Origin of the sequence: Paenibacillus plantarum (genome assembly GCF_013141695.1) — a bacterium.
In the GTDB taxonomy this organism is placed as follows: Bacteria; Bacillota; Bacilli; order Paenibacillales; family NBRC-103111; genus Paenibacillus_E; species Paenibacillus_E plantarum.
Genome location: NZ_WHNY01000057.1, coordinates 68026 through 90881 on the forward strand (window position 1 = coordinate 68026; position 22856 = coordinate 90881).

At 45.7% G+C, this 22856-nt stretch carries 17 protein-coding genes; 1 reads left to right on the forward strand and 16 read right to left on the reverse strand.

The window, feature by feature from the left end; translation table 11 throughout:
* The 13 genes from GC096_RS17195 to GC096_RS17255 form a co-directional block, all read right to left on the reverse strand.
* Nucleotides 1–735 (reverse strand): MBL fold metallo-hydrolase, encoded by a 735-nt coding sequence (locus GC096_RS17195; RefSeq protein ID WP_171631854.1) that lies wholly within the window; start codon nucleotides 733–735, stop codon nucleotides 1–3.
* Nucleotides 732–1754, reverse strand: coding sequence for a Gfo/Idh/MocA family protein (locus GC096_RS17200; protein ID WP_171631855.1), 1023 nt, complete (start codon nucleotides 1752–1754; stop codon nucleotides 732–734). The genes GC096_RS17195 and GC096_RS17200 overlap by 4 nt, the downstream gene beginning before the upstream one ends.
* Nucleotides 1755–1781: 27 nt before the next feature.
* Nucleotides 1782–2984, reverse strand: coding sequence for a threonine synthase (locus GC096_RS17205; protein WP_171631857.1), 1203 nt, complete (start codon nucleotides 2982–2984; stop codon nucleotides 1782–1784).
* 77 nt (nucleotides 2985–3061) lie between these two features.
* Complete coding sequence (locus tag GC096_RS17210) at nucleotides 3062–4564, reverse strand: glycoside hydrolase family protein (protein WP_171631858.1); 1503 nt, start codon at nucleotides 4562–4564, stop codon at nucleotides 3062–3064.
* 30 nt (nucleotides 4565–4594) lie between these two features.
* Entirely contained in the window at nucleotides 4595–5485 is an 891-nt protein-coding gene (locus GC096_RS17215; protein WP_171631860.1) for a carbohydrate ABC transporter permease, read from the reverse strand.
* 13 nt (nucleotides 5486–5498) lie between these two features.
* On the reverse strand, nucleotides 5499–6428 hold the full coding sequence (locus GC096_RS17220) for an ABC transporter permease (RefSeq protein ID WP_171631861.1): 930 nt from the start codon (nucleotides 6426–6428) through the stop codon (nucleotides 5499–5501).
* 149 nt (nucleotides 6429–6577) lie between these two features.
* On the reverse strand, nucleotides 6578–8128 hold the full coding sequence (locus GC096_RS17225; RefSeq protein WP_171631862.1) for an extracellular solute-binding protein: 1551 nt from the start codon (nucleotides 8126–8128) through the stop codon (nucleotides 6578–6580).
* A gap of 220 nt (nucleotides 8129–8348) precedes the next feature.
* Nucleotides 8349–10604, reverse strand: coding sequence for a helix-turn-helix domain-containing protein (locus GC096_RS17230; protein WP_171631864.1), 2256 nt, complete (start codon nucleotides 10602–10604; stop codon nucleotides 8349–8351).
* 341 nt (nucleotides 10605–10945) lie between these two features.
* Nucleotides 10946–12259, reverse strand: a complete 1314-nt coding sequence (locus tag GC096_RS17235) for an aspartate aminotransferase family protein (RefSeq protein ID WP_171631865.1) — start codon at nucleotides 12257–12259, stop codon at nucleotides 10946–10948.
* Nucleotides 12260–12277: 18 nt separating this feature from the next.
* Complete coding sequence (locus tag GC096_RS17240) at nucleotides 12278–13735, reverse strand: M81 family metallopeptidase (RefSeq protein ID WP_171631867.1); 1458 nt, start codon at nucleotides 13733–13735, stop codon at nucleotides 12278–12280.
* A gap of 54 nt (nucleotides 13736–13789) precedes the next feature.
* Nucleotides 13790–14182, reverse strand: coding sequence for a RidA family protein (locus tag GC096_RS17245; protein ID WP_171631868.1), 393 nt, complete (start codon nucleotides 14180–14182; stop codon nucleotides 13790–13792).
* 212 nt (nucleotides 14183–14394) lie between these two features.
* The gene (locus tag GC096_RS17250; RefSeq protein ID WP_171631870.1) at nucleotides 14395–16170 is read right to left on the reverse strand and encodes a sensor histidine kinase; all 1776 of its coding nucleotides are present in this window, start codon (nucleotides 16168–16170) and stop codon (nucleotides 14395–14397) included.
* Complete coding sequence (locus tag GC096_RS17255) at nucleotides 16167–16928, reverse strand: response regulator transcription factor (protein WP_171631871.1); 762 nt, start codon at nucleotides 16926–16928, stop codon at nucleotides 16167–16169. Before GC096_RS17255 ends, GC096_RS17250 begins: the two co-directional genes overlap by 4 nt.
* A gap of 331 nt (nucleotides 16929–17259) precedes the next feature.
* Here GC096_RS17255 and GC096_RS17260 point away from each other — a divergent pair, with 331 nt between their 5' ends.
* Complete coding sequence (locus GC096_RS17260) at nucleotides 17260–19461, forward strand: glycoside hydrolase family 88/105 protein (RefSeq protein ID WP_171631873.1); 2202 nt, start codon at nucleotides 17260–17262, stop codon at nucleotides 19459–19461.
* A 125-nt stretch (nucleotides 19462–19586) separates the two neighbouring features.
* On the opposite strand, the gene GC096_RS17265 is transcribed toward GC096_RS17260, so the two are convergent.
* Genes GC096_RS17265 through GC096_RS17275 form a run of 3 tightly spaced genes read right to left on the reverse strand, consistent with a single transcriptional unit; the run spans nucleotide 19587 to nucleotide 22707 of the window.
* The gene (locus tag GC096_RS17265; protein WP_246302800.1) at nucleotides 19587–20432 is read right to left on the reverse strand and encodes a carbohydrate ABC transporter permease; all 846 of its coding nucleotides are present in this window, start codon (nucleotides 20430–20432) and stop codon (nucleotides 19587–19589) included.
* Nucleotides 20429–21331, reverse strand: a complete 903-nt coding sequence (locus GC096_RS17270; protein ID WP_171631874.1) for a carbohydrate ABC transporter permease — start codon at nucleotides 21329–21331, stop codon at nucleotides 20429–20431. The genes GC096_RS17265 and GC096_RS17270 overlap by 4 nt, the downstream gene beginning before the upstream one ends.
* A 14-nt stretch (nucleotides 21332–21345) precedes the next feature.
* Nucleotides 21346–22707 (reverse strand): ABC transporter substrate-binding protein, encoded by a 1362-nt coding sequence (locus tag GC096_RS17275; protein ID WP_171631876.1) that lies wholly within the window; start codon nucleotides 22705–22707, stop codon nucleotides 21346–21348.
* Nucleotides 22708–22856 lie beyond the last annotated feature (149 nt).

A 22856-nucleotide genomic window follows, 5' to 3' on the forward strand; every position in this document is an offset into this window, starting at 1 on the left:
TTATACAATACTTAACGGTGGATGCTCCTGCTCGAAACGCTCATGAGCAAGACGCACAGCATCACCACCGCGTTCGAGCAGTGCTTCCCCGTGTCCGGCAAACAACCGTTCCACTTTCAAGGAAGACAGTTTGGCTATTGTAGAGCGGTAATCTTTCATAGAGAAATCTTCTGTATCGATTATAGCCAGCTTGCCGCCAGAGAAGACTGTATCAGCGGCAAATAGCGTCTGCGAGCTGTCATCGAATAATGCGATCATGTCATGGCTATGGCCGGGAACATACAACACCCGCAGCCGAAAAGCCCCTCTCGAAATGATATCCCCTTCGCGGAGGATACGATCCACGGGGCACGACTTGAATTGGTACTGCTCTGGATAAATCCCGTCCCGTCTTGCCTGCTCGAGCCCGAGTTGCGCCTCATCCCCGCTTTCCACGATCGCTGCAGTCCGCTTGGAAGCCATGACGAGTAATCCAAGCTGATCTTTTAGACCTCTCGCGCCTCCAGCATGATCGGAGTGGGCGTGTGTAAGCACCAGTGCATTCACACGTTCGGGCATAATCCCATCATCCCTCAGCCGATTTAGAATAGCATCTTCTCCAAGCCCGGATCCGGCATCTATCAGTAGTACCCCTTCCTCGCTATCGATCGCATAAACATTGCAGTCATAGGGACTACTTAATCCGTAACCCAAGCTGCCTCCACCAACAACATAAACCCGCTCTGTTAATTTCACACTTTATTCCCTACCATCAACTGCGGTAGGTCTACAGGCTGCCCCGTCTTCGCTGACTGAAGCACAGCCCATGCGACACGCACCGCACGGTAAGAATCAACTGGCTTCAAGATATCCGAATGTTTGCCAGCGGACACACAATCGACGAAATGCTCAAGTTCGTCAATGAGCGGGCCTTTCAGACGTCCGTGTGTTTCATGAAAGTTAAGGATAGCGGGAACATCCAGTCCCGATTCATCGATATACGTAACGCCATACTCAGGGTCGATGATTTGAACGCTCCCCGTTTCAGCCATAATCTCCATGCGGACGTCCTGGAAGGAAGGACCTCTGTCAGGCAAGAGCCAATTGCACTCAATGATCCCGATACCTCCCTTGTTGAAGTGAAGTATAGCCCAGTTCATATCAGCAGCTTCAGACCCATCCGGTGCGGAGCGAGTCGCGTAGACCTGACGTACGTCGTCTTCCATGTACCAATGCATAAGATCAATATCGTGAATACCAAGTATATATACAGGCTCTATCCGGTTATATGTGGAGAAAGCGGACTTCCAATTGTTACGTTTCGCATAAATAGAGCGGATGGAGCCGAAGTCTCCCTTGGCAAGCCGCTCTTTGACAGCAGCATATCTTGGGTCGAACCGCAACAGGTGACCGGTCATCAGTATGCCTCTGTTTGTCTCGGCCTCTTGCACCAATTCGGCAGCAGCTTCAGGATTATGCGCGAGCGGCTTCTCGACGAACACGTGCAGTCCTTGGCTTAGAGCTGCTTTGACTGGTTCCATATGAAGATGCTCCGGAGTTAGTACATCGACGGCATCCAGTACGGCGGTGGCTAACATATCGGACCATTCCACGTAGAAGCGGGCATCTGGGAACCATTCCCTAAAGCGATCATGTCTTTCGGAATTGCGGTCGCAGAGGGCCACGACTTCAACGTTCGGGATACGACTTAATATGCGGGCATGCAGCTCGGCGAAGCGGCCAAGTCCAATCATACCCAAGCGGATCTTAACCATGGAATCATTCCCTTCTATGTTGTGACTTTATATATCCAAATGCTCGACGTCCAGGCATGGAACATGAATCTCCGAGGTCATATCCGACAATCGTTTGCCATCCTTGAAGCCGTTACCACTGATCACACAGACAACTTTATCCAAGGACCGACCGGGGTTTTCCTCACAATCGCGAATCAATCCAGCTACTGAAGCAGCACCAGCCGGCTCGCAGAAGATTCCTTCCTCCACGGCAAGTAATCTCTGAGTCTCCCAAATGAGCGAATCACTGACGGCTATGCCCTTGCCCCCACCGCGATTCATGATTTGCAGCGCCAGCTTGCCGTCGGGAGGATTTGGTACTTGCAAGCCTGAGATTTGCGACGTTGACGAACCAGGCAACGGCTCCTTCGATCCAGCCTGATACGCCCTTACGATGTTGGAACAGCCCTCCGGCTGGACGGCAACCATACAGGGTGCAGCCGCCGTTCGCACACTTTCATAAATTTCATTAAAGCCTTTCCAGATACCGCAGTATAATCCGCCACCGCCAGCAGGTGAATAAACATGTGAGGGCATGCCCTTCAATTCTTCATAAATTTCATAAGCAATGGTTTTAACGCCTTCCATTGCATACGGATTGTAGCGGAAAGCGGTGATCATAACTTCCCACCCATGATCTGCGGCCCCCTCAAAAATGCGATCGAAGACTCTCATCCCGATTTCTGGATCGTTTCCGAAGCCCTTAATCTTGCGAACATTCGCTTTGTACAGAAGCGACTGAGCCAGCTTTGCCTCTGCCACATTCTCAAGGACGAATAAATGATAAGGCATACCGGCACGGGCTGCATAAGCCGCAATAGCGGCTCCGGCATTACCTGATGAGGTTCCAATGCAAGCTCCCCTCCCCTGCCCGAGAGCCCAGGATAACCCCATTGCGGCAATGCGATCCTTGTAAGAACCGGTCGGATTACCGCCTTCGTATTTAAAATACAATTCACCGATGCCTAGTTTCCTTCCAAGACGGACACTCGGAATAAGTGGCGTCATGCCTTCTCCCAAGTAAAGCCTGCTTTTCGCTGGCACGGGAGGAAGACTCGCGTGATAACGCCAGATTCCTTTCTGCGTGCTGTCGCTTATCGACAAATGACCGTTCTCATACTGCGGAAGCAGAATACCTTCGCACGATGGGCACGCGTACAAATAAGATTCAGGCTGTTCAGTACCGCACTCTGAGCATATATTCCACACGATATCACTTCTTTTCTTATTAAGATGGGTAGAGCGGAACGCTTCGGATTGAGAATGATAACCAGTTCTCCCTACTACTACTCGATACGCAATTCTACCCATTGAATCGTCGTACGCGCCTGATCATTTCCTTCAACAGTCATGAAGTCGACCATCTGGTAGCCATCCTTCAGAGCGGATGATGGTATGGAGTACGCATAAGCTTGCCCTTCAGGTTTGGGCTTCGGCAACTCCACTGGATGGCCGATTCCGCAAGCTTCTCCGTTCACATAAACCTTTAACTGCTTCACACCAACATCGGATCCTACTGCAATCACAACCGCTGCCTCTTCTTCCGGCAGTGGCTTGTGCCCAATCGGGATGCGAACCTCACAGTTCTGACCGGGTTTCAGATCAATAGGCAGCGCCGTTGCCCGTGGATCCCCAGGTGACCATGTATCTGCGTATGTGAGCACGTGACGTCTTGGTTTATTCTGCAACGTAGCAAGTTCTCCCACTTCCCGCAGCAGTAAGGGGTAATGGTGCAAATCCGAGATTGCCGTATCAGCGTCCATGTAATTGAACAAGTAAACCCGGTCGGCGCCACGCGCAAGGAAAGATGCGGCTGCCCCGCGAACCGTCTCTAGCGTATTAGTCTGCCGCAGAGGGCTTGCTGGATACGCACGAATAAGCAGTTCAAGTCCTGCAGCCAGCACCGTACCGCTGCCTTCCAGCAGCTGCTTCCATAGCTCGATCGGCATATCTGTTTCAATCGTTTCCCAGAATGGGGTCGGAACCAGCATATCGACGAGTCCTTCGCGAGCCCAAAGCATTACATCCATTCCGAGATCGAAGGCTGTCTGTGGTCGTGAAGGCACACGGCAGCCGATCTTGATTTGAATACCGCGTTCCTCTCCTTTACGGTCGAGCAATTCCCTGACTCGTCGCAGGAAAGCAGTCAAATGTGCTCTACCGGACTCTTCTTCACCCGGTTTAAAGTGGAAGGCAAATCGCATCCAGTCGAGTTCAATTCCGTCGAACTCATATCTGTCCGCCACTTCCTCGATTAATCGGAAATGATACTCCCGGGTCTCCGCTTTGCCGAAGTCGAACGCTTTGTCCGTCCACGCTGCGAAGCGGTGCTGTACCCGCCTCAGTTCCGGGTGTTCACGCCAGAATCCGCCGATCAACGGGTGAGTCTCATCATTCACGCAGTGAACATCATTCATCCGGACCGATACCCATGGTGACAGTCCTTTCTCCCGTGCACGACCCAGCAAGATGCCGCAGAAGTCCAGACCATCTCGATGAATTTGCCAAGCACGGTGAATCCATGCTCGCGTAGATGTGCGCGATTCTTCCGGCAGGCTTTGAAAAAGCGGCTGATCGTCCCCAGCCTCAGGATCGTATCCCGTCCAGAATGAATCCCACACCTTGCTGTCGAATGACGTTCGCATTGCATTTACATTAACGAAAAATTCCTTTACCTGTGTATCCGCATATTGATCGACAAGCGCTTCAATTTCCGCGCGAGTCACCTCGCAGTCGCGCCGATTATAATAAAAATGGTTGTTGTCTTCATTCATGCACAAGCCAGCCATGTCATCTCTCCTTCGAATGAAATCGGTTCTTTACCCTTTGACCGAACCTGTCAGTACACCTTTTACAAAATGCTTCTGAAGAAAAGGGTATACGAACAAAATCGGCAATGTCGTCACCATGATGGCGGCTGCCTTGACACTTTCCGCCGTAGGCTTCTCCGCTAAACTTGCAAAGACCGATTGATTGATATCAACTGCGCTGTATTGAAGCACAATTTGCCTCATAATTGCCTGCACCGGAAGCTTGTCGGTGTCGTTGATGTAGATCATCGCGTCAAACCAGGCATTCCAGTGGCCGACTGCGTAGAACAGCCCGATTGTCGCAAACGTCGGCAGACTAAGCGGGATCACGATACTGACAAGTATTCGCAGTGGCGAGGCGCCGTCAATCGTAGCGGATTCCTCAAGGCTGTCCGGAATTTGCGTGAAGAAATTTTTCATGATGATCAGATACCAGGCGTTGACAAGCCCAGGAAGTATCATGACCCAGAATGTATTGGTCAGATGCAGCCCCTTCATGAGTAAATAATTCGGAATAAGCCCGCCATCGATCAGCATAGTAACGAAGATGAGGGAAATCACCACATTCCGTCCAGGCAACTGCTTACGCGCCAAACCGTAAGCCATCATTGCCGTAAATATCAGATTGAGCGATGTACCCACAACGACGCGCATAATCGTGATGTAGTACGCGTGGTACAAAGTTGATGTTCCGCTAAGCAATACTTTATAAGCCGTTAAGTCCAATTGCTGCGGGAATAGGATGAAGCTTCCTCTGCGGATAAGCTCGGTCTCGCTAACGAAGGACGTCGACAAAATCACCAAAAATGGAAGCAGGAACGTAAGTGACACTAGTGACAAGAACACAAAATTGCCGACTTGAAAAAGTTGCTCGCCGAATGAGGTTTTTCTATTTATCATAACGATCCACCCTCTACCAAATGCCTTCTTGATCTAATTTTTTGGCCAAATAGTTGGTGCCTAACAGCAAAATCATAGCGATAAATGATTTAAACAAAGCAACAGCCGTCGCGAATGAGTACTGCATCTCAACCATGCCCTTTCGATATACATACGTATCGATGATGTCAGCAACTTTATATACAGGTGGTGAATACAGCAGGAAAATTTGTTCGAACCCTGCATTCAACAATCCGCCGACTGCAAATATAAACATGATGACGACGATGAACATGATTCCTGGAATCGTGATATGCCATATTTGCTTGATCTTTCCGGCTCCGTCTACAACAGCAGCTTCGTACAGCTCAGAATTGATTCCCGCGATCGCAGCCAAATATACGATCGTACCCCATCCGACATCCTTCCAGATGCCTGACGTTACAAGCACGCTGCGAAAATAGTTGTTGTCTCCAAGAAAATAAACTGGATTTATCCCAAGCTTCTGCAGCAACACATTGATGATGCCCCCATCCAATGCAAAGACTGTTGTGATCAAACCCGCCATAACAACCATAGAAATAAAATGTGGGAGATAGGATATCGTCTGTACAATCTTTTTAAAAGCGGCAATTCTGACTTCATTCATCAGCAGTGCCAGCAAAATCGGGGCCGGAAATCCAAATAACAATCGGTAAAAACTGATTAAAAGAGTATTTCCTAATATTTCCCAAAAATAATAAGAACCGGTGAATGCGCGAAAATGCTTAAGCCCGACCCACTCCGAGGTAAATATGCCTCTGAGACCGTCAAACGGCGCTACATCTTTGAAAGCAATAATAATTCCGTACAGCGGTACATACTGGAAGATTAGAAAATAAAGCAGTCCGGGTAATATAAGCGCATAGTACAGCTTGTTCTTACGCATGAACTTCAGCATACCGTTAGTGGCTTGTGCCTTCATGTTAACGTTCTCCTTCCCCCAAAATCTCCCGGCTGCCGTCATACAAACCAGCTGCCTTTGATCCGGCTGCGGAGGCCCGCCCAGCAAAAGCCGGGCGAACATCGCGCATGTCCTTGTGTTTATACCGAGCGATATCTTGCCTCAAACGATTAACCTTTCGTCCCCTTAATCTTCATATTCTGAGCAGTGTAAGCCTCAATCCATTTGTCCATACCAGCTTTGTTCAACTCTTGAAGGAATTTGTCGTACTCCGAAATTGGTCTTGCTCCCATGATGAATTTCGTTACTTCCTCTTCCATCATGCGGTTCAAATCCGACAGTGCAGGCACTTGTTGGTTAATGGCAACGTTATCGTATTTATACGCTTCTTTGGCATCGCCAGGCATAGCAGCACGGTTCGTATTCGTAATATATTTGCGCATATAGTCAAATTGCGGCGCATTTACCGGGTCCTTCGTTTCAAACTGGACCGTATACGCAAACGTCGATCCGAGAACCAACTCACCGGCATAATCCGTGTTCAAAGTCTCCAACACATGATTTTTCTCATCTACATACTGCCAGTGCTTGCCCTCAATGCCATAAAACGCAAGGAAGTAATTTTCAATATCTGAATGCAGCCAATTGATATACTTCATGACTGCTTCCGGATTTTTCGAATTTTTGCTGATGGCCCATCCGCTAACATCAATACCACCCATACTGGTCACAGAACCTTTAGGTCCTTTCAGATCAACCGCAACCTCATATTTGGCATTAGCGTCGTTCTGCTTCAGCGCGCTTTCGTTACCTGCCAATGTCGAGTACCAGCCTGCGTAAACAGCTGCGCGATTCTGCTTAATCAATTCAACGATACGTTCGTTTTTTGCTGAAAATGCTTCTTTATAGATATAGCCCTTCTGATACCAGTCAGCCATCTTGGTGATGAACTCTTTATATCCTGGATGCATAACAGCAGGCTTCACTTTGTTGTCCGTATCGATCCAATTGCCATACCCAGTACCCATGAAACCGGCAGCCAGAGAGCTGTTCAAGCCAGCCAATGTCGTAAGCAACGGAATCGTTTGGCCAGATCCGGACGGGTCCTTCTCCTTGAACGTTTTCAGTACATTCTCCAATTCGTCGATTGTGGTCGGCATTTGCATCCCAACCTTGCTCAACCAGTCCTTACGCAAGTAAACCGTATTTCCTGCTATCGCAGGCAACCGTGGAATCCCCCATATTTTCTTATCTGCTGTCGATACAGCATCCCAAGAGTCTGCCCAGTTCTTCGGCCACAGCTGTTTGATGTTATTTCCATATTTATCTAACAAATCATTCAATGGCAGGAGAGCCCCTTTGCTTTGGAAATCGGGGATTTTACCAGCCAGGAACACATCGAGAGGTTCATTGGAAGCCAACAAGATGTTTAACTTCTCCCCCTCTGTTCCTTTTGGAGGAATAATTGGAACGACCTCAATACCAATCTTGTCGATGATAGCCTGCTTGACGAGTTCAAGATCCTCAGGTTTACTAATCTTCGTTTGCGATACTTGACCGCCGTTTGCGTAAGAATAAATTTTTTCTATTTTTTTGGATGCCTCTGACTTTGGAACGGTTGAAGTACTCGTTCCACCGTTCTCATTGGTTTCTGATGAACAAGCCGCAACTGATACGACTACAGAACTGGCCAGGATAAGTGAAAATGCTTTTTTCAACATACAATGAGCCTCCCTTTTATTGGCTAGATGGATCGCGATAAAGACTGAGGGGTCCGGAACCCGCCATGTGGTTAACCCTATTCAACATAATAGGAAATCGTTTTCTTCGAAATGCCCCATTCTTGCTCTCCATCTTCCTTAAAGTAACTAAGTAAAAAAAAGGGCATCCCGAAAAATTGAGGATATTCTTGCAATGAGAAAAGGACGGATTGCTCCGCCCTCATGTACCATCAAGTTCTACTGTTCGAACATGCATTTTACGAAACTCTCCCGGTGTCGTTCCTGTGCATTCTTTGAACAATTTGATAAAATAGTTTACCTTCACATACCCGAGCTGTTCACATATGTCCTTGACTTTCAGATCGGAATGAATCAACATCTCTTTGCTCTTCTCGATCCGAAAGGCGGTCAAGTACACAAGAAACGTCTGTCCTGTCTTTTCCTTAAAGCTGCGACTAAGGTAGGAAGGATTCAATCCGAGCTTTTCGGCGATAAGTGTCAGTGACATCGAGTCGCCGCAATCCCGTTCAATCATCGCCATCACTTCCTGGACGTGCCTGTTCGTCTTCTCCCTATGTTCCATACCGATCGAGTCGGCCATAGCTGAGACGATTGAAGTGAACCAGGTGCGAATTCCATCGAGGTCACCCATGTGCAGCAGCTCCGAATACAAGTTTTGCTTAACTTGCATCGACTTCTGCAAATCGATTCCATATTGACCTGCGGTATCCATCAACCCTACCAACAATCGTATCAATGATTGCTGCATCTGTCGAAATTGTGGTTTACCTCCCTGACCTTGAACACTCTGATCGATCAATTCACCTAATACGCGAAGAGCTTCCCTTTTATCTCCGGTCTTAATATAGTGCTGCAGCGAGTCTTCTCTATCCTTCGGATAATGAAAACTCTTCCCGTTATCCGGACGAATATCTTCGATATAGATAATATCACCTTGCCCGGTCATATCGCGATAGCCGAGTGCCTCCACTGCTTCTTCATAAGCTATCTTTAAATCCGTAATCTGGCGGCAGTATGTGCCAATACCAATTGAGCAGTGAAGTCCTATCTCGCTGAGGATTCCCGATTGGATCCGTTCGGCAAGCGTGAAAATACCCGTGAACTCGTCTTCAGTGCAATTGACTAGAAGCGCCAACGTTTCTTCGCTCAGCTCAACGAGTTCCATCCTCATTTCACCTGAGCCGACGTGTTGCCGCTCGATCATATCGGCTGCCCGAAGCTTATTCATACTTCTCCTCACGACGTCGATTTTCTGCTCCTTTGGTTCTTCTACCATAATTAGCAGCAACATGATGTTCTCCAAGCCGAGGTCAATATCAAGAAACCTTATCCGCTCGCTGATCTCCTCTTCTGTATATGTCCCTGTTTTGATCAACGTGTGCAAAAACTTTTCACGATAAGCAGGCAAGCTTTCCTTCAATCTTACCTGCAAACTCTTGCGGTCTTCGTAGGCTTCTACCAACCAGTTGCGAATTGTCCTCAATTCACCGAGCTGACCTTGACCAGGAAGTGCCGGAACGGAGTTATTGTGGTTGATAACGTAATAGAGCAAATTGCGGATTGGGTTGTAAATGTTGCGGCTGGTCAGTAACGCGAGAAGTGTAGTCGCAACGAACAATAAGGTTCCAATTGTCGCCATAATACTGCGCAAATTGTTGATGCTCGTGTAGAGCACGTCCAGATCGGTTAAGCTAACGAACGTCCAGCCGAGTGCCGAGGAATTCTGGAAGGTTGCCATGACACGGTAATTGTCGAGACGAATCTCAACCGCTCCCGCTGAGTCGCCCAGCTGTTCCGATTTCTGTAAATTTTCATCGGCCTCAATGGCGAGCTTATCGGCGTGATCGTATAACATGAGCTTGTGTCCCTGGGTATAGACTAAGATGCTGCCGCTCTGCTTGCCGCCCAGCCTCTTGAATATATTGTTGTATACGAGCTGCGCATCGAGATTGAACACGATATAATTGTCTTCGTCGCTGGACCTGAATACGATCGGAATGACTAGTTTGCTCGTCCCGTTCGATTTAACAGCGTTGCGCACATCCATAATGATCGGATACGCATGACTTTTCTCCGACAAACCAAGATCCCAGTCTCTGTCGTAGAAGCGATCTATTGGATATTGCAGATCGTTTTGCGTCAACATCATATTTTTGCTGCGATCGAACATGTAAACGGAATCAATAAAGCTGCTAGACATCCTCAGATTGTCGATATTAAAGCTCAGCTTCGCCTTACTCATCAAATATTTCTGCAAGCCCGGCATATCATCAGCATGTAAAGCGCCATTCAATCGCTCATAATATTCACCTCGGGGAAATTTGGCATAATCGCGATAAGTACTATCGGAAATAAATTGCATGAAGCTGATTCCGATCTGGTCGATGACGAGCTCCATCGCTTGTACGGATTTGCTAAGCGAAGCCATATTCGCTGCTTGTAACTCAGCTTTCATCGTCGACCTCGTATTTTGGTAAAACAAAAGACTGAGCAGGAGAAGAGGCACCACGGATACGAGCAGCGTAAGCGTTACCAACTTGACCAAAAAATTTCGGCCTTTTGAAGCCCTTATTAGCCTATGGAGCATCAGAATCACCCTCGTCAATATAATAAAGTCAATTGTACCATAGATGTAACCCCATACAGAGAATGAAATGATCAACTTAGCTTCTCCAGTCTATAAATAAAAGAGAGGCTCAATGCCTCCCTTATCTCTCAACTCTATTTTACCGCTACAATAGATAATCATATCCGAGGTGTAAACCAGGGAGTCCAAACTGCCGGATCGGCTCTCTTCTATACGACTAATAGCCCTAGTGCACGGTCAACAGCCAGCAAGGTTGCATCGATATCCGCTTGCTCGTGAACAGCTGAAATATACCAGAGACCATTAGGTCGTAGCAGTACGCCTTCCTCCAGCATCAATTCAGCAAATCGGGCATACTTTCCGCTATCTCTTTTATTGAACGTGTCGAAATTATTAACTTCCTTTTCATCAATAAACATCATGTGGAAAACAGGGCCAACCTGATTAATCACACCAGAAATATGTCGTTTGTGCAACAGCTCACGGATTCCAGTCGAAAGCTTGATGAATAGCTCCTCCATTCGAGCATACACAGCACCGTTATCCTTGGCTAACTCACGGATGGTTGCAAGAGCTGCTGCAGTGGCCACGCCATTTCCGTTTAATGTGCCCAAATGACTTACCTCTGCGGTATCGATATGCTTCATGATCTCCGCTTTTCCACCAACTGCACTGACGGCTATTCCGCCGCCCATCGCCTTACCAATCGTCACCAAATCCGGCTTAATTCCGAAGCGTTCATGCGCTCCTCCCAGTCCCAGACGAAAGCCTGTTATGACTTCATCCAAAATAAATACAATTCCCAGCTCCTCCGTCAGACGACGCAGCTCTTCCAAATACCCCACATTCGGCTGAATGCAGCCTGAATTACACATCACCGGTTCAGAAATGACCGCGGCAATTTCACCGGCGTGTGCTCGCAAGGTGGATTCTAATGAAACCACATCGTTCCATGGCAAAAGAATAATATCCTCCAAACTGCTTTCACTTTGCCCCATCGTTCCGGGAGGAACTGTAGCTGCCTGCTTGGCTGCAGTGGATTGCTGTAAGCCCGCTCCTGGAAAGGAAGTAAAAATTGAATCGGACCAACCGTGATAATGTCCATGAAATCGGACTACCTTTCGTTTACCTGTATGTGCCCGAGCGAGACGGAGCGCCAGCATGACGGCTTCCGTACCGGATCCGCTTAAAGCAACCTTATCTGCGCAAGGCAATATTTCCACTAATAAATCGGCTAGCTCTATTTCCCCATCATGCTGCAAACCATATGTATATCCCTTGCGCATAGCCATTAGAATCGCATCCGTTAGTCCATCATGCGCATGCCCTAAAATAAGTGGTCCATACGCCAGTAAGTAATCGATGAATTCATTTCCATCAACATCACGAAGTCTTGCGCCTTTCGCTGATTCTGCATAAAGCGGGGTCGGTTTCATGGAAGCTCGCAGCGAACTAGCCACGCCACCCGCAAGATGCTGTTTAGCCTGCTCGTATTTCGCTTTGGACTTATCTATTTGAAACATAGTATGATTACCTCCCGATTAAATGTCGTCAAATGGATAGATGGGACGCTGTAATTGTTCATATTGAAAATGTGCTAAATTAGAACCGCAGCAGCCTGGCGTATCCACTGGAACAATATATTGGCAAACATGGCCAAACGCGGTTTTCCAAGCAATAGCCGATTTGACCACAATGGCATGAAAATCCTCTGCTCTTAGTCCGACTGAGTTTATATGTCCTGGATCCCAGGGAGCCGTTCGTTTTTCCGTCAATACAATCGATAGCAGCCCAGCTTCAATAACCGCCGACTTCCCCATATCAGCCCATTGGCCTGTCATGTAAGGCCCGATATGCGTATATCTGCCATCAAACAACGTGCGGACGATTCCCTTCACCCCTACAGGTTCACCATGCAGTTTATCGCTTTTGCCACCAATCTCAGCTTCAAATACGGCGCCTACGCCAATTCGGTGAGCCTCCAAAGATGCTTCTATATCGCAAATGACGATAAGGCTCTTACGGGGAGGGTTAGTTAAATGCTTGAGTAAATGGGTTGCATCTGCTGGAGATCCGCCGCCTACATTATCTGAGCCTTCTACCAAAATAACTGGACCAACTGATATCGACATCGCCTTTGCGACGGCTTCCTCGGCTGGATAAGCAGTGTATACGAATCGTGCCCTGCGATCCCATGCCATCTGCTTCAGTTCATCCGCATACCTCTGTGCGAGAGACAGATCATCATTCGTCGTCACGATAAAGGCTAAGCCTGCATCAGGTACATCGCTATAAGGAAAACCACCAATTACTGAGACATTAAGAACAGAGGGGTCGTCTTCAATCGCGAATGCCCTGTCCATCAGCTCCTTCATAGGCCCTTCCTCATCCGTCAACATAACCTGCGGCACGATGAGCATACCAGGCTTCGACAGGGCCATCACTGGATGGATGTCGCATCGAACTGTACGAACCAATAGCTTCACTGCTTCAACGGCTCTTTCATAAGCATCGATATGAGGATAAGTATCAAATCCAACAAGGATATTTGCATGCTGCACCATCTCTTGGCTTATATTCGCATGAAGATCCAATGTTGCGGCAATCGGCATTGTGACACCCACTTGATCCCGCACCCGACGAAGGAATTCTCCCTCCATATCAGGAAGCCCTTCGGCCACCATAGCACCATGCAGCACAGCTATGATCCCATCGGCTGTATGATCAATCGAATCTATAACTGCGTTCAACAAAGTCTCCGCATCTTCGCCTGAAATCATCCCGCTTGGTGTTGCTCCTGTATGTAAGCCGCAGGAGATCTCCACCTCTTCGTCCTGCAAGCCGTCGAGCACACCGCCCATAGAGGTCCTCGTATTTGAGTAACGTGACAGGTATGCCTCATTACCCTGTACCCATTCGGATCGAAATGCTTCTATGTCGGTTCGACCAGGTGCAAACGTATTTGTTTCATGAAATAATCCTACGACTGCAATTCTCATCTTTTTCTTCCTTTCGGGGTACAAGCAACACAATTGCTCACTGCATCAGCAAATCTAGGCTTGAACCCGTTTAGATGGGGCATAAGCAATAACATCGATCTCAACCAAATAAGCTCCCATATCGACGGGGGCTGTAGTACGAGCAGGATACGGCTGCTTGAACACTTCCGAATACGCTTGATTATAACCAGGGAAGTCTTCCGTACGACTTACGAAGGCATTGGACTTGATCACATGATCTAAGGTTAATCCTTCTGCTTCCAGTATAATCTCAACATTAAGTAGGCATTGACGTGTCTGCTCTTCAATCGTTGTACCCGCAATCTCCCGGGTAACAGGATCTACGCCTACCTGTCCGGAGACATATACGAAATCTCCCGCACGAACTGCGTGTGAGAATGGCAACGGAAACTGGGGAGCTTGTGGTACGTTTTTAGCTTTTGACATGATGCATGTTCCTCTCTTTGGTTAAGTTTATTATTAGATCATATGGTTTTGTCCTATGTATTCTAAAAATGAAACCTAGGTTTCATTTATATACTTTATGTTACAGCAATATTCCCTAATTTGTAAATACCGATTTTATCCTACACTTAGTTAGGCGAACGGCAACAAAACCCAATCCGATTTGGAGTGGGTTGGCGATTCACCTAAAGTAATCAATTTGGATCAGGAAGTTCAGTTTGAATGACAGGTAATTGGATTCGAATCACCGTTCCCCATCCGTACTTACTATCAATTTCGAATGTAAATAAATCCGAATGTGTTAATTGCAGCCTTTTATACGTGTTATAAATCCCGATATGACCACCTGATTCCTCGCGAAGCAGCCCCATGCGTACTTGCACTAGACGATCTTTTTTCATCCCCATGCCCGTGTCTATAATGACAATGTGCAGCAGCTCCCCGATCAGCCTCATCCTTACTTTAATGTAACCAAATCGGTTACTTTCTTTAATTCCATGGTAGATGGCATTCTCAATTAAGGGTTGAAAGAGCATTTTCATAACATTTATTTCCAACAAGCTTTCTTCATAGTCCCATGTAAATTGAAATTTATCCTTGTATCGTGCATTCAGAATTTGAATGTAATGATTGGTATGAAATATTTCCTCTTTCAGCGAGACGGTTTTGTCCGCATCACTGATGGAATACTGGACAACCTCAGATAAATGATCGATCATCCCGCTCACCGCGTTATGCCCTCCGGTAAGGTCCATCGATTTCCAGAAAATAGTCCTCAACGTATTCGCCAAGAAGTGCGGATTAATATTCGACTGAAGCGCCATCATTTCCATCGCCTTCAGCTTATACTTCTTTTCCGACAACTGAACTTGCAAATAGCGTTGCTCGACAAATCTTTTCACAGTGCGCTGCATGATATAGCTGTATTCATCGGTTACACGTTCTGGCAACGCAGGTATCGGCAACCCCCTTTCGCCGTTTTCAATCGTACGAATAATCGTTATAATGCTCCGGTAGTTGCGTTTGGACAAATAATAGACAAGCATGACGCCAAGTATGAACGAAATCAGTAATAATCCAGCGGTCAAATACCCGAGTTTTATTGGCAATTGATAGAAGTAACGCTGAGGTGTTGCTGAGACATACGTAATTCCATAAATTTCAGACCGAATACTTGTAACGATATAAGCCTTATCTGCAGCAGAAATAGTAAAGGCGGACGAACCCTCGCTGCTTTCTTTAATTGCGATCGCGTCTTCTTCGATTTGTTCGGCAGTGGAACTGGCAACCTTACGACCGTCCTGCTGAAGCAGAAACAGCGATTGATGCGGGAAATAAAGCTGCTCATTGAGCATCCTCGCTATAGCATCTTTTTTCAAGTTCATAATGATATAGCCTTCTGGTTTGCTTGATCCAGGTGAACTAAATTTACGGAATACGGTAACTAATGACGTATCTTGGGTACCGAACCGACGAACGTCACGATTTTCAATAAATAAATTTGTTTCACTAGGTATTCGGGAAAGCACATGAAACCAAGATGTATCATAGTATTGATCCAGTGACGTTAGCCCTTCATTTGAAGCTAGAAACTTACCTCTTTCATTAAATAGATAAATATAGATAGAATGCACAGCAGGCTTAATGTTAGCAGGCGGATTTAACAAATTCATGAATGTGGCATAGTTATCACTATCAGTCGGCTGGATGCTTGGTCCCCTCAGGATAAGCTTAAGGCTAGAGATCAAACGTGAATTTAAATTTAACGTAAAATAAATCGGATCACTCACCTGAAAGATGGATTCAATGGTGCTTTTCGTCTGCTCCAGCATCTTTCCATTGCTCGTGTTAATTTCCTTTTTAATGTAATTCTGTGTAATCAAGATGGCAAAACTGCCTAATAAGAGCAGTGGAATTAGCAAGGGCAACATTAGTCTAACCAAGTATCGAATAAAAAAAGTTTGCCTCATTCGAACGAATTCTCCAGACGTTCATTGTCTGAGGACTTCTGATTCCGAAAATCACGCGGTGTCATGCCAAAGTAATTTTTGAAAGCTCTTGTAAAATTAAACGAGTTGCTGTACCCAATTTTGTCGCTAATTTCATACGTTTTATATTGGATATCACCTAAGAATTGAGCAGCGTTCTCCATCCTGATCTGCATTAAATACTCGGAGAAGAGCATGCCTGCATTTTTCTTGAAAAACTTACTTAAATAGTCTGGATTCATATGTACCAGCCTTGCGAGATCTTCGAGGGTAGCATCCCGATAATTCACTTCTACATATTCCTTAATTGTGCCAATAATCTTCTTAGAAAAGTCCTGCCCTTGCTTAGTGCTAGAGAGTAATTGTTGATCTAATTCTTCTTTAATATTGGTAAAAGCTTGAATGAGTTCCTGATAGTTGGTTGACTTCAAAATATACCTGCGCACGCCGTTTTCTAATGCTTTCTGTGCATATAGAAAATCTTTGTAAGCACTGAAGAAAATAATATTCACTTTGGAGTTAAGACTGCTTAATTCTGATGCCAAATCGATGCCAGACATAATCGGCATTTTGATATCACATAGTATCACATCAACTTCATGCCGCTTAATGAATTCTAACGCTTCTTTCCCATTCTCGACGCTGCCTACGACATGAAAGCCGACAACATCCCAAGGAAAGTATTTGCACAATCCATTCCGAATTTCATAATCATCATCCGCAATAAGCAGGTTATACATCCTGATCACCATCCATTATTTTCTTACTGACGCCAATAATGTAATCGCTTCCAAATTTGATAAATAGGCTAGTCAATCGTGGTGTTCAAGCTCTTCCGCACGAATCTAGTACACAAACTATACAGTAATTTTTTAATATTCGTCAAGGTCGTAAGCATGCTTTCCTATCTTCATTTGACGCATTTATATCATTAATCGACAACTCATTAAATTCCCTATTTTTAAGATAGTTTATCTCAATCTGCATTCGTTACATCTCGAATATGCCACTGATACGATGATTACATAACGTCCAGTTTCTATCCGATTACGTTAGGAAGGGTTGATCTCCATGTCATCTTATTTCGCTCCAGAAGAGAGCATATTCTTTAAACTGGGTCACAAGCCTGAGCAAACTATTGCTACAATTGCCAATAGGTATATAGGCTCTAATCCAAGCAATGGTTTTACTTTCAGAAGTTTTCATCAAGAAAGTTTCAAGCAGGAAGAGGATGGGCGATATGACATTAATCTTCAAGCCAAATTTCCGGAATCTCCCCTTGGAAGTTATGGATACGCATTTGCCGGCATTTATTGTGAGGCCGATTGTGAAATCGAATTATCCTTAAGCTGCTATGGTCCTGTTCGCATCTATCTACACAACAGCCTACTCTATAAATCCACAATGGATGATGATGTCAATATTCGGAGACGGAAAACAATTCAAGCTTCATTGCGAAAAGGCTGGAACCCCTTTTTTATAAAGCTGCTTAAAACCGCTTCTGGTTTCGGCTGTCAATTTGGCTCTGCGAATGGAAAGTGGTTTCCATTGCATTTTTTGGCCCCATTTACTGGGCGCAGCGGCATGGGTGGTTGGATATACAGCACACCTGTCTCCATTGACGTATTCGCTGAGGAGGGCTCTCTCCCTAGCTTCGACACCGATGAAGCAACCATTCAGACTCTTGAACAGCTAAGCTGGCTACCTGTTGTTCCTTCGACAACATTAACTGAGCACGGGGTTCATGAGCTGAACACGCTATTCCAAGGTGAATCTGGTAATGTTGCATACGCATGGAGCTCCTTTCAAGTTAGCAACCTCGGTGAAACTCTCCATAACTTCCATGTTGCGTCAGCAAGTAAGCTGCGAGTTTGGGTAGATAACACACTTGCAGCAGAGATTGACTCCAGCTCCACGTCGTTCCAGCTATCACTGCCTAACGGCAGGCACGACCTTCTTGTTGAATGCATGCGTGACTTGAACTCATGGCGCTTCGATGTAGAAATTTCCCATGCAGGAAAGGTTGTGCCCTTCCTTATTCCTGCACATGTGCATGGCACAGCTACACGCTGGTTATATCTCGGCCCTTTCAGTGAACGTTTGCCAACACCTGAGCGTATCCGTACGCTTCATCAGCTTTTCACAACCCCTGCTGGAGCCTTATCCAGCCATGCTTCTTCACAATATTGGCGAACGGGCGATAAAGACATCTTTGTGCGTCCCTATTTGGAAAATGAACTGCATGCCAAATGGAACTACCCGCTGGGTGTAACACTCTATGGGCTTTTACAAGCAGGCAGAGCGCTAAACAGATACGATATCGTCTCTTATGTAGTTGATCATATTCAAACCTGTACGGATCTCTATACCTATTCACTGTGGGATAAAGAACGCTATGGCAGCCCAGCCATTAATCATCAACTTGTTGAACTCAATATGTTGGATGATTGCGGTTCATTTGGCTCCGCCATGCTGGAGGTGAATCGCGAAGCAGATCACGCTACCATGCGAGACATTGCGCATATCGTGGCAGCTTATATCCAACATGGACAAGAGCGTAAATCTGACGGCGCCTTCTATCGGCAACGTACCGGTGAATATCAAGAGAACACCCTCTGGGCCGACGATTTATATATGAGCACTCCGTTTCTATGCAGATATTATCAGTTGACGGGTGATCTCACGTACATTAGCGATGCTGCCAAACAATTTCTTTTATTTAAAAAATACTTGTTCATCCCTGAGCATAATATCATGGCTCATGTGTATGATTTCAAGTACGAGACATCGACTTATATTCCTTGGGGAAGAGGCAATGGATGGGTGCTCTTCTCCTTGTCCGAGCTGCTTGCAGTCTTGCCTGAGTCTCATGAGCTGCGAGATGAGCTCATTGACTTCTTCCGAACTTTAGCTGCAGGTTATGCCAAATTACAAGGCACGAACGGATTATGGCATCAAGTGCTGACGGATCGCACTTCTTATGAAGAGACATCCTGCACAGCCATGTTCACCTATGCCTTCTGCCGAGGCATCCGCTACGGTTGGTTAGATCAACCTGCTCCCTATAAGGAAGCTGTGCAGCGTGCTTGGGAAGGTTTAACGAAGCTTGCAATTGATCAATCAGGCAACGTGTATGGCGTTTGCCGAGGCTCAGGTTATTCATTTACGCCACTCTACTACAAAGATGAATTGAATTGGATCCTGAATGACACACATGGTATTGGCATTATACTTCTATGTGGGATTGAATACATGAAGTTACAAGGTAACTAATCGAACAAGCTGTTGAATCCGCAATGCTGTTGCGTGAGTTCAGCAGCTTTTTTAATGGACCTAAGCTAAAAGATCAGCTGCTTCAAGTAAGCTTTCTACTCGAAGCAGCTGATCTAGGTGCTGGATTACCCTTTTAATCCAGTTGTTGCAATACCTTCAACGAAGTATTTTTGAGAAAAGAAGAAAATGATAACGCATGGAATAATGGCAACCATTGACATCGCCATGACTTCGTTCCATTTCGCTGCCGAACTCACGTCCAGGGACATGCGAAGCCCAAGAGCAAGTGTAAACTTTTTGACACTATTGATGTAGATCAATGAATTGAAAAAATCATTCCATGTCCAGATAAACTGAAAGATTGCTGATGAGAAAATAGCGGGTTTACACAAAGGCATCAATATTTTCGTTAAGATCCCAAAGGAATTGCAGCCATCAATTGTTGCTGACTCATCCAACTCTCGTGGCAATCCGCGAAAGAATTGCACCATCATAAAAATGAAGAATGGATAACAAGCGAACAAGGCCGGCATTGTGAATGGCAAATAGCTATTCAACCATCCGAACTCTTTGAACAGTATGAATCTAGGAATGATGATTACCGCGTTGGGCAGCATCAGCGTCGAAATCATAATGGCGAAGAACACATTCTTCAGAGCAAATTGAAATCTGGCAAAGCCATATGCCACTATCGTACTGGAGATTACAGTGAAAGCAACGACGGGCACAACCATCTTGATTGTGTTAAGCAAAAACACACCAAACGTAAATTGGCCGCTTCCTTTCCAGCCATTGGTATACGAGTTCCATACAAATTGCTTAGGCAGCAGTTGCAGCGACCCGAAAATCTCATTATTCGGCTTAAAGGAAGCGAAGAAAAGCCAAATGAGTGGATATACCATGATTAGCGCCGATATCGTTAAGAACGCAATGGTAAACCCCATTCGAAGCTGAGCTCGGTGAAGCCTCATTTGGATCCACCTCCATCTTCATAGTAGGTCCAATACTTCGACGTTTTAAAGATGATTACCGTTACTACAAGAATGAGCAGGAACAGAACCCACGACAAGGCGGAAGCATAACCCATTTTATAAAATTTGAATCCTTCATCATAGAGCTTAAGCGCGAATAAATACGTTGAATTCATCGGCCCACCGTTCGTTACGACGAATGCGCCTGTAAAATCCTGAAATGCATTCACCAATTGCATGATGATATTGAAAAATACGATCGGCGTAATCAAGGGTAAAGTTATCGTGAAAAACATTCGAAATTTGGACGCACCATCTACGCGACCCGCTTCATACAGTTCTGCAGGCACTTGCTTCAATCCCGCAAGGAACAGGACCATGGAAGACCCGAACTGCCAAACGGATAGCAGACTTAGTGTAAACAAGGCAACATGAGGACTGCCCAGCCAATTAATGGCTGGAAGATGAAGCAGATCAAGGAAACGATTCACCATGCCCTCTTTCATAAATAGGAAGCGCCATAGAATCGACACCGCCACGCTGCCCCCCAAGATCGAAGGCAGATAAAAGAGAGTGCGGTACAGGTTTACCATTTTCATCTTCACATTTAACAATAAAGCAACCATCAGGGCGAATATGAGTTTCATCGGGACGGAAATAAACACATAAGCTAGCGTAGTCGATAGAGATTTATAAAAATTGTTATCTTGCGTGAACATCGTGACATAATTGTCTAATCCGACAAACTTAGGGATATTCGTTATACTGTAATTCGTGAACGAATACATCAGTGAGGCCCCGAATGGATATAACTGAAAGACGAGAAACCCTACCAACCATGGCATAATATACAATAGCCCAACGTTTCGCTTCGCTATTTTACTTAAACTGACATTCATTGCTTCACCTTACCTTACTTCAAATCTTTAAATTTATCCTGAACGCGTTGCATCAACTGCTCTGTAGCCTTCTCTGGAGTGAGGTTGCCGAAGATAACCTTTTCACAAACATCTCGGATAATATCCGCAACTTCTGGATTATTTTGTACAGTTGGCGGAGGAGATGCAGGGCTTTTCAATGCGTTATCAACCATTTTAGCGATGTCTGGATCAATTTTATTGGCTTCAACAAGCGCTTTCTTGGCACTTTCAGAAGTTGGAATGGAACGTGTGTCAAGTAAAATCAGGGATGCTTCTTTGCTATTCAACAGCCAGTTAACAAACTTGGTGGCTTCTTGCGTACTAGCAGATTTTTTATTCACTGAAACGATCATGGAAGGCTTCGTTTTCACCGCTTGTGCTTTACCGTCTTTGGCAAAAATCGGCATTCCCACCACAAATTTGCCTTCGCCTGCAGCGGCTTTATACTTCCCGACCGTTGATGACCAATCCACCGTCATTCCTATTTCAGCGTTAACCCATTTCGGATTTTGTTCCATTTTACTGCTGAATAGTGCTGCGTCGCCTAGCGGTTGTGCTGCTCCGCTGTCAAACAATTTTTTCATAACCGTTAAGCCTTGTGTAATATCTTCTTTGGTTGCTTTGAATGTACGATCGTTGGATACCCAGTACGTACCATTCTTGGAGTATAAATACTCACTAAGTACGAATTCACCGAGTCCCCCCGTTGTCGTTCCTGGCTCAATGGCAAACAAGTATTGTCCTTTGTTCGCTTTATTGATTTTCCCACCTTCTTCGATGAGATTTTCCCATGTCCATTGTGTTTTCGTATCTAGACCATTCTTATCGAAGAATGCTTTATTAATCATCGTTCCGAAGCCGTTGGTCCCCATTGGCAGGGAAACTAATTTGCCATTGACAGAGTCATACTCATCTAAAATCTTCTTAGAGAATTGGGTTAAATCAACGCCAGGTTCTTTACCCAAATCAACGAATATATCGCCTTGTGCAGACAAATCGGGAAGCCATGGGTAGTCAAGCTGCATAATATCCGGTGCAGAGCCACCTGCGATTTGCGTCATGATTTTTTGTTGGTAACCATCATAACCTTGATATTCGCCTTCAATTTTCACATTCGGATTCAATTTCGTATAAGCATCAATCGCCGCTAAAGTTGCTTTATGTCTAGCATCCGATCCCCACCAGGAGAAGCGCAGTGTTACCGGTTTGGCATCAGCAGGCTTAGTCGTCTGACTCGATGAAGCTGCAGGAGTCGTTCCTGTAGAAGTTGAATTATTGTCACCACACCCTGCTAGTGAAGTGCTAATGGCTACCAAACAAGCCATTCCGATCATCTTTCCAGATAACATTTTCATTGTAACTTGCCTCCAGTTATAAAATATAAAGCGTTTTCTTGTCCCATAATTAATGTACCATCCCGATAAATACGTGAATACGCTTCCTACTTGATAAAAACTATCTTCATTGTACAACCTTCTCCGCATAGTCAATTATTGATATTTTA

Bases quoted from the DNA above. Each gene is read 5' to 3' on its own strand.
- GC096_RS17260 (WP_171631873.1), top strand. From the start codon at position 17,260: ATGTCATCTTATTTCGCTCCAGAAGAGAGCATATTCTTTAAACTGGGT.
- GC096_RS17225 (WP_171631862.1), bottom strand. From the start codon at position 8,128: ATGTTGAAAAAAGCATTTTCACTTATCCTGGCCAGTTCTGTAGTCGTA.
- GC096_RS17270 (WP_171631874.1), bottom strand. From the start codon at position 21,331: ATGAATGTCAGTTTAAGTAAAATAGCGAAGCGAAACGTTGGGCTATTG.
- GC096_RS17235 (WP_171631865.1), bottom strand. From the start codon at position 12,259: ATGTTTCAAATAGATAAGTCCAAAGCGAAATACGAGCAGGCTAAACAG.
- GC096_RS17245 (WP_171631868.1), bottom strand. From the start codon at position 14,182: ATGTCAAAAGCTAAAAACGTACCACAAGCTCCCCAGTTTCCGTTGCCA.
- GC096_RS17255 (WP_171631871.1), bottom strand. From the start codon at position 16,928: ATGTATAACCTGCTTATTGCGGATGATGATTATGAAATTCGGAATGGA.
- GC096_RS17210 (WP_171631858.1), bottom strand. From the start codon at position 4,564: ATGGCTGGCTTGTGCATGAATGAAGACAACAACCATTTTTATTATAAT.
- GC096_RS17240 (WP_171631867.1), bottom strand. From the start codon at position 13,735: ATGAGAATTGCAGTCGTAGGATTATTTCATGAAACAAATACGTTTGCA.
- GC096_RS17230 (WP_171631864.1), bottom strand. From the start codon at position 10,604: ATGAAAGCTGAGTTACAAGCAGCGAATATGGCTTCGCTTAGCAAATCC.
- GC096_RS17200 (WP_171631855.1), bottom strand. From the start codon at position 1,754: ATGGTTAAGATCCGCTTGGGTATGATTGGACTTGGCCGCTTCGCCGAG.
- GC096_RS17215 (WP_171631860.1), bottom strand. From the start codon at position 5,485: ATGATAAATAGAAAAACCTCATTCGGCGAGCAACTTTTTCAAGTCGGC.
- GC096_RS17220 (WP_171631861.1), bottom strand. From the start codon at position 6,428: ATGAAGGCACAAGCCACTAACGGTATGCTGAAGTTCATGCGTAAGAAC.
- GC096_RS17250 (WP_171631870.1), bottom strand. From the start codon at position 16,170: ATGAGGCAAACTTTTTTTATTCGATACTTGGTTAGACTAATGTTGCCC.
- GC096_RS17275 (WP_171631876.1), bottom strand. From the start codon at position 22,707: ATGAAAATGTTATCTGGAAAGATGATCGGAATGGCTTGTTTGGTAGCC.
- GC096_RS17265 (WP_246302800.1), bottom strand. From the start codon at position 20,432: ATGAGGCTTCACCGAGCTCAGCTTCGAATGGGGTTTACCATTGCGTTC.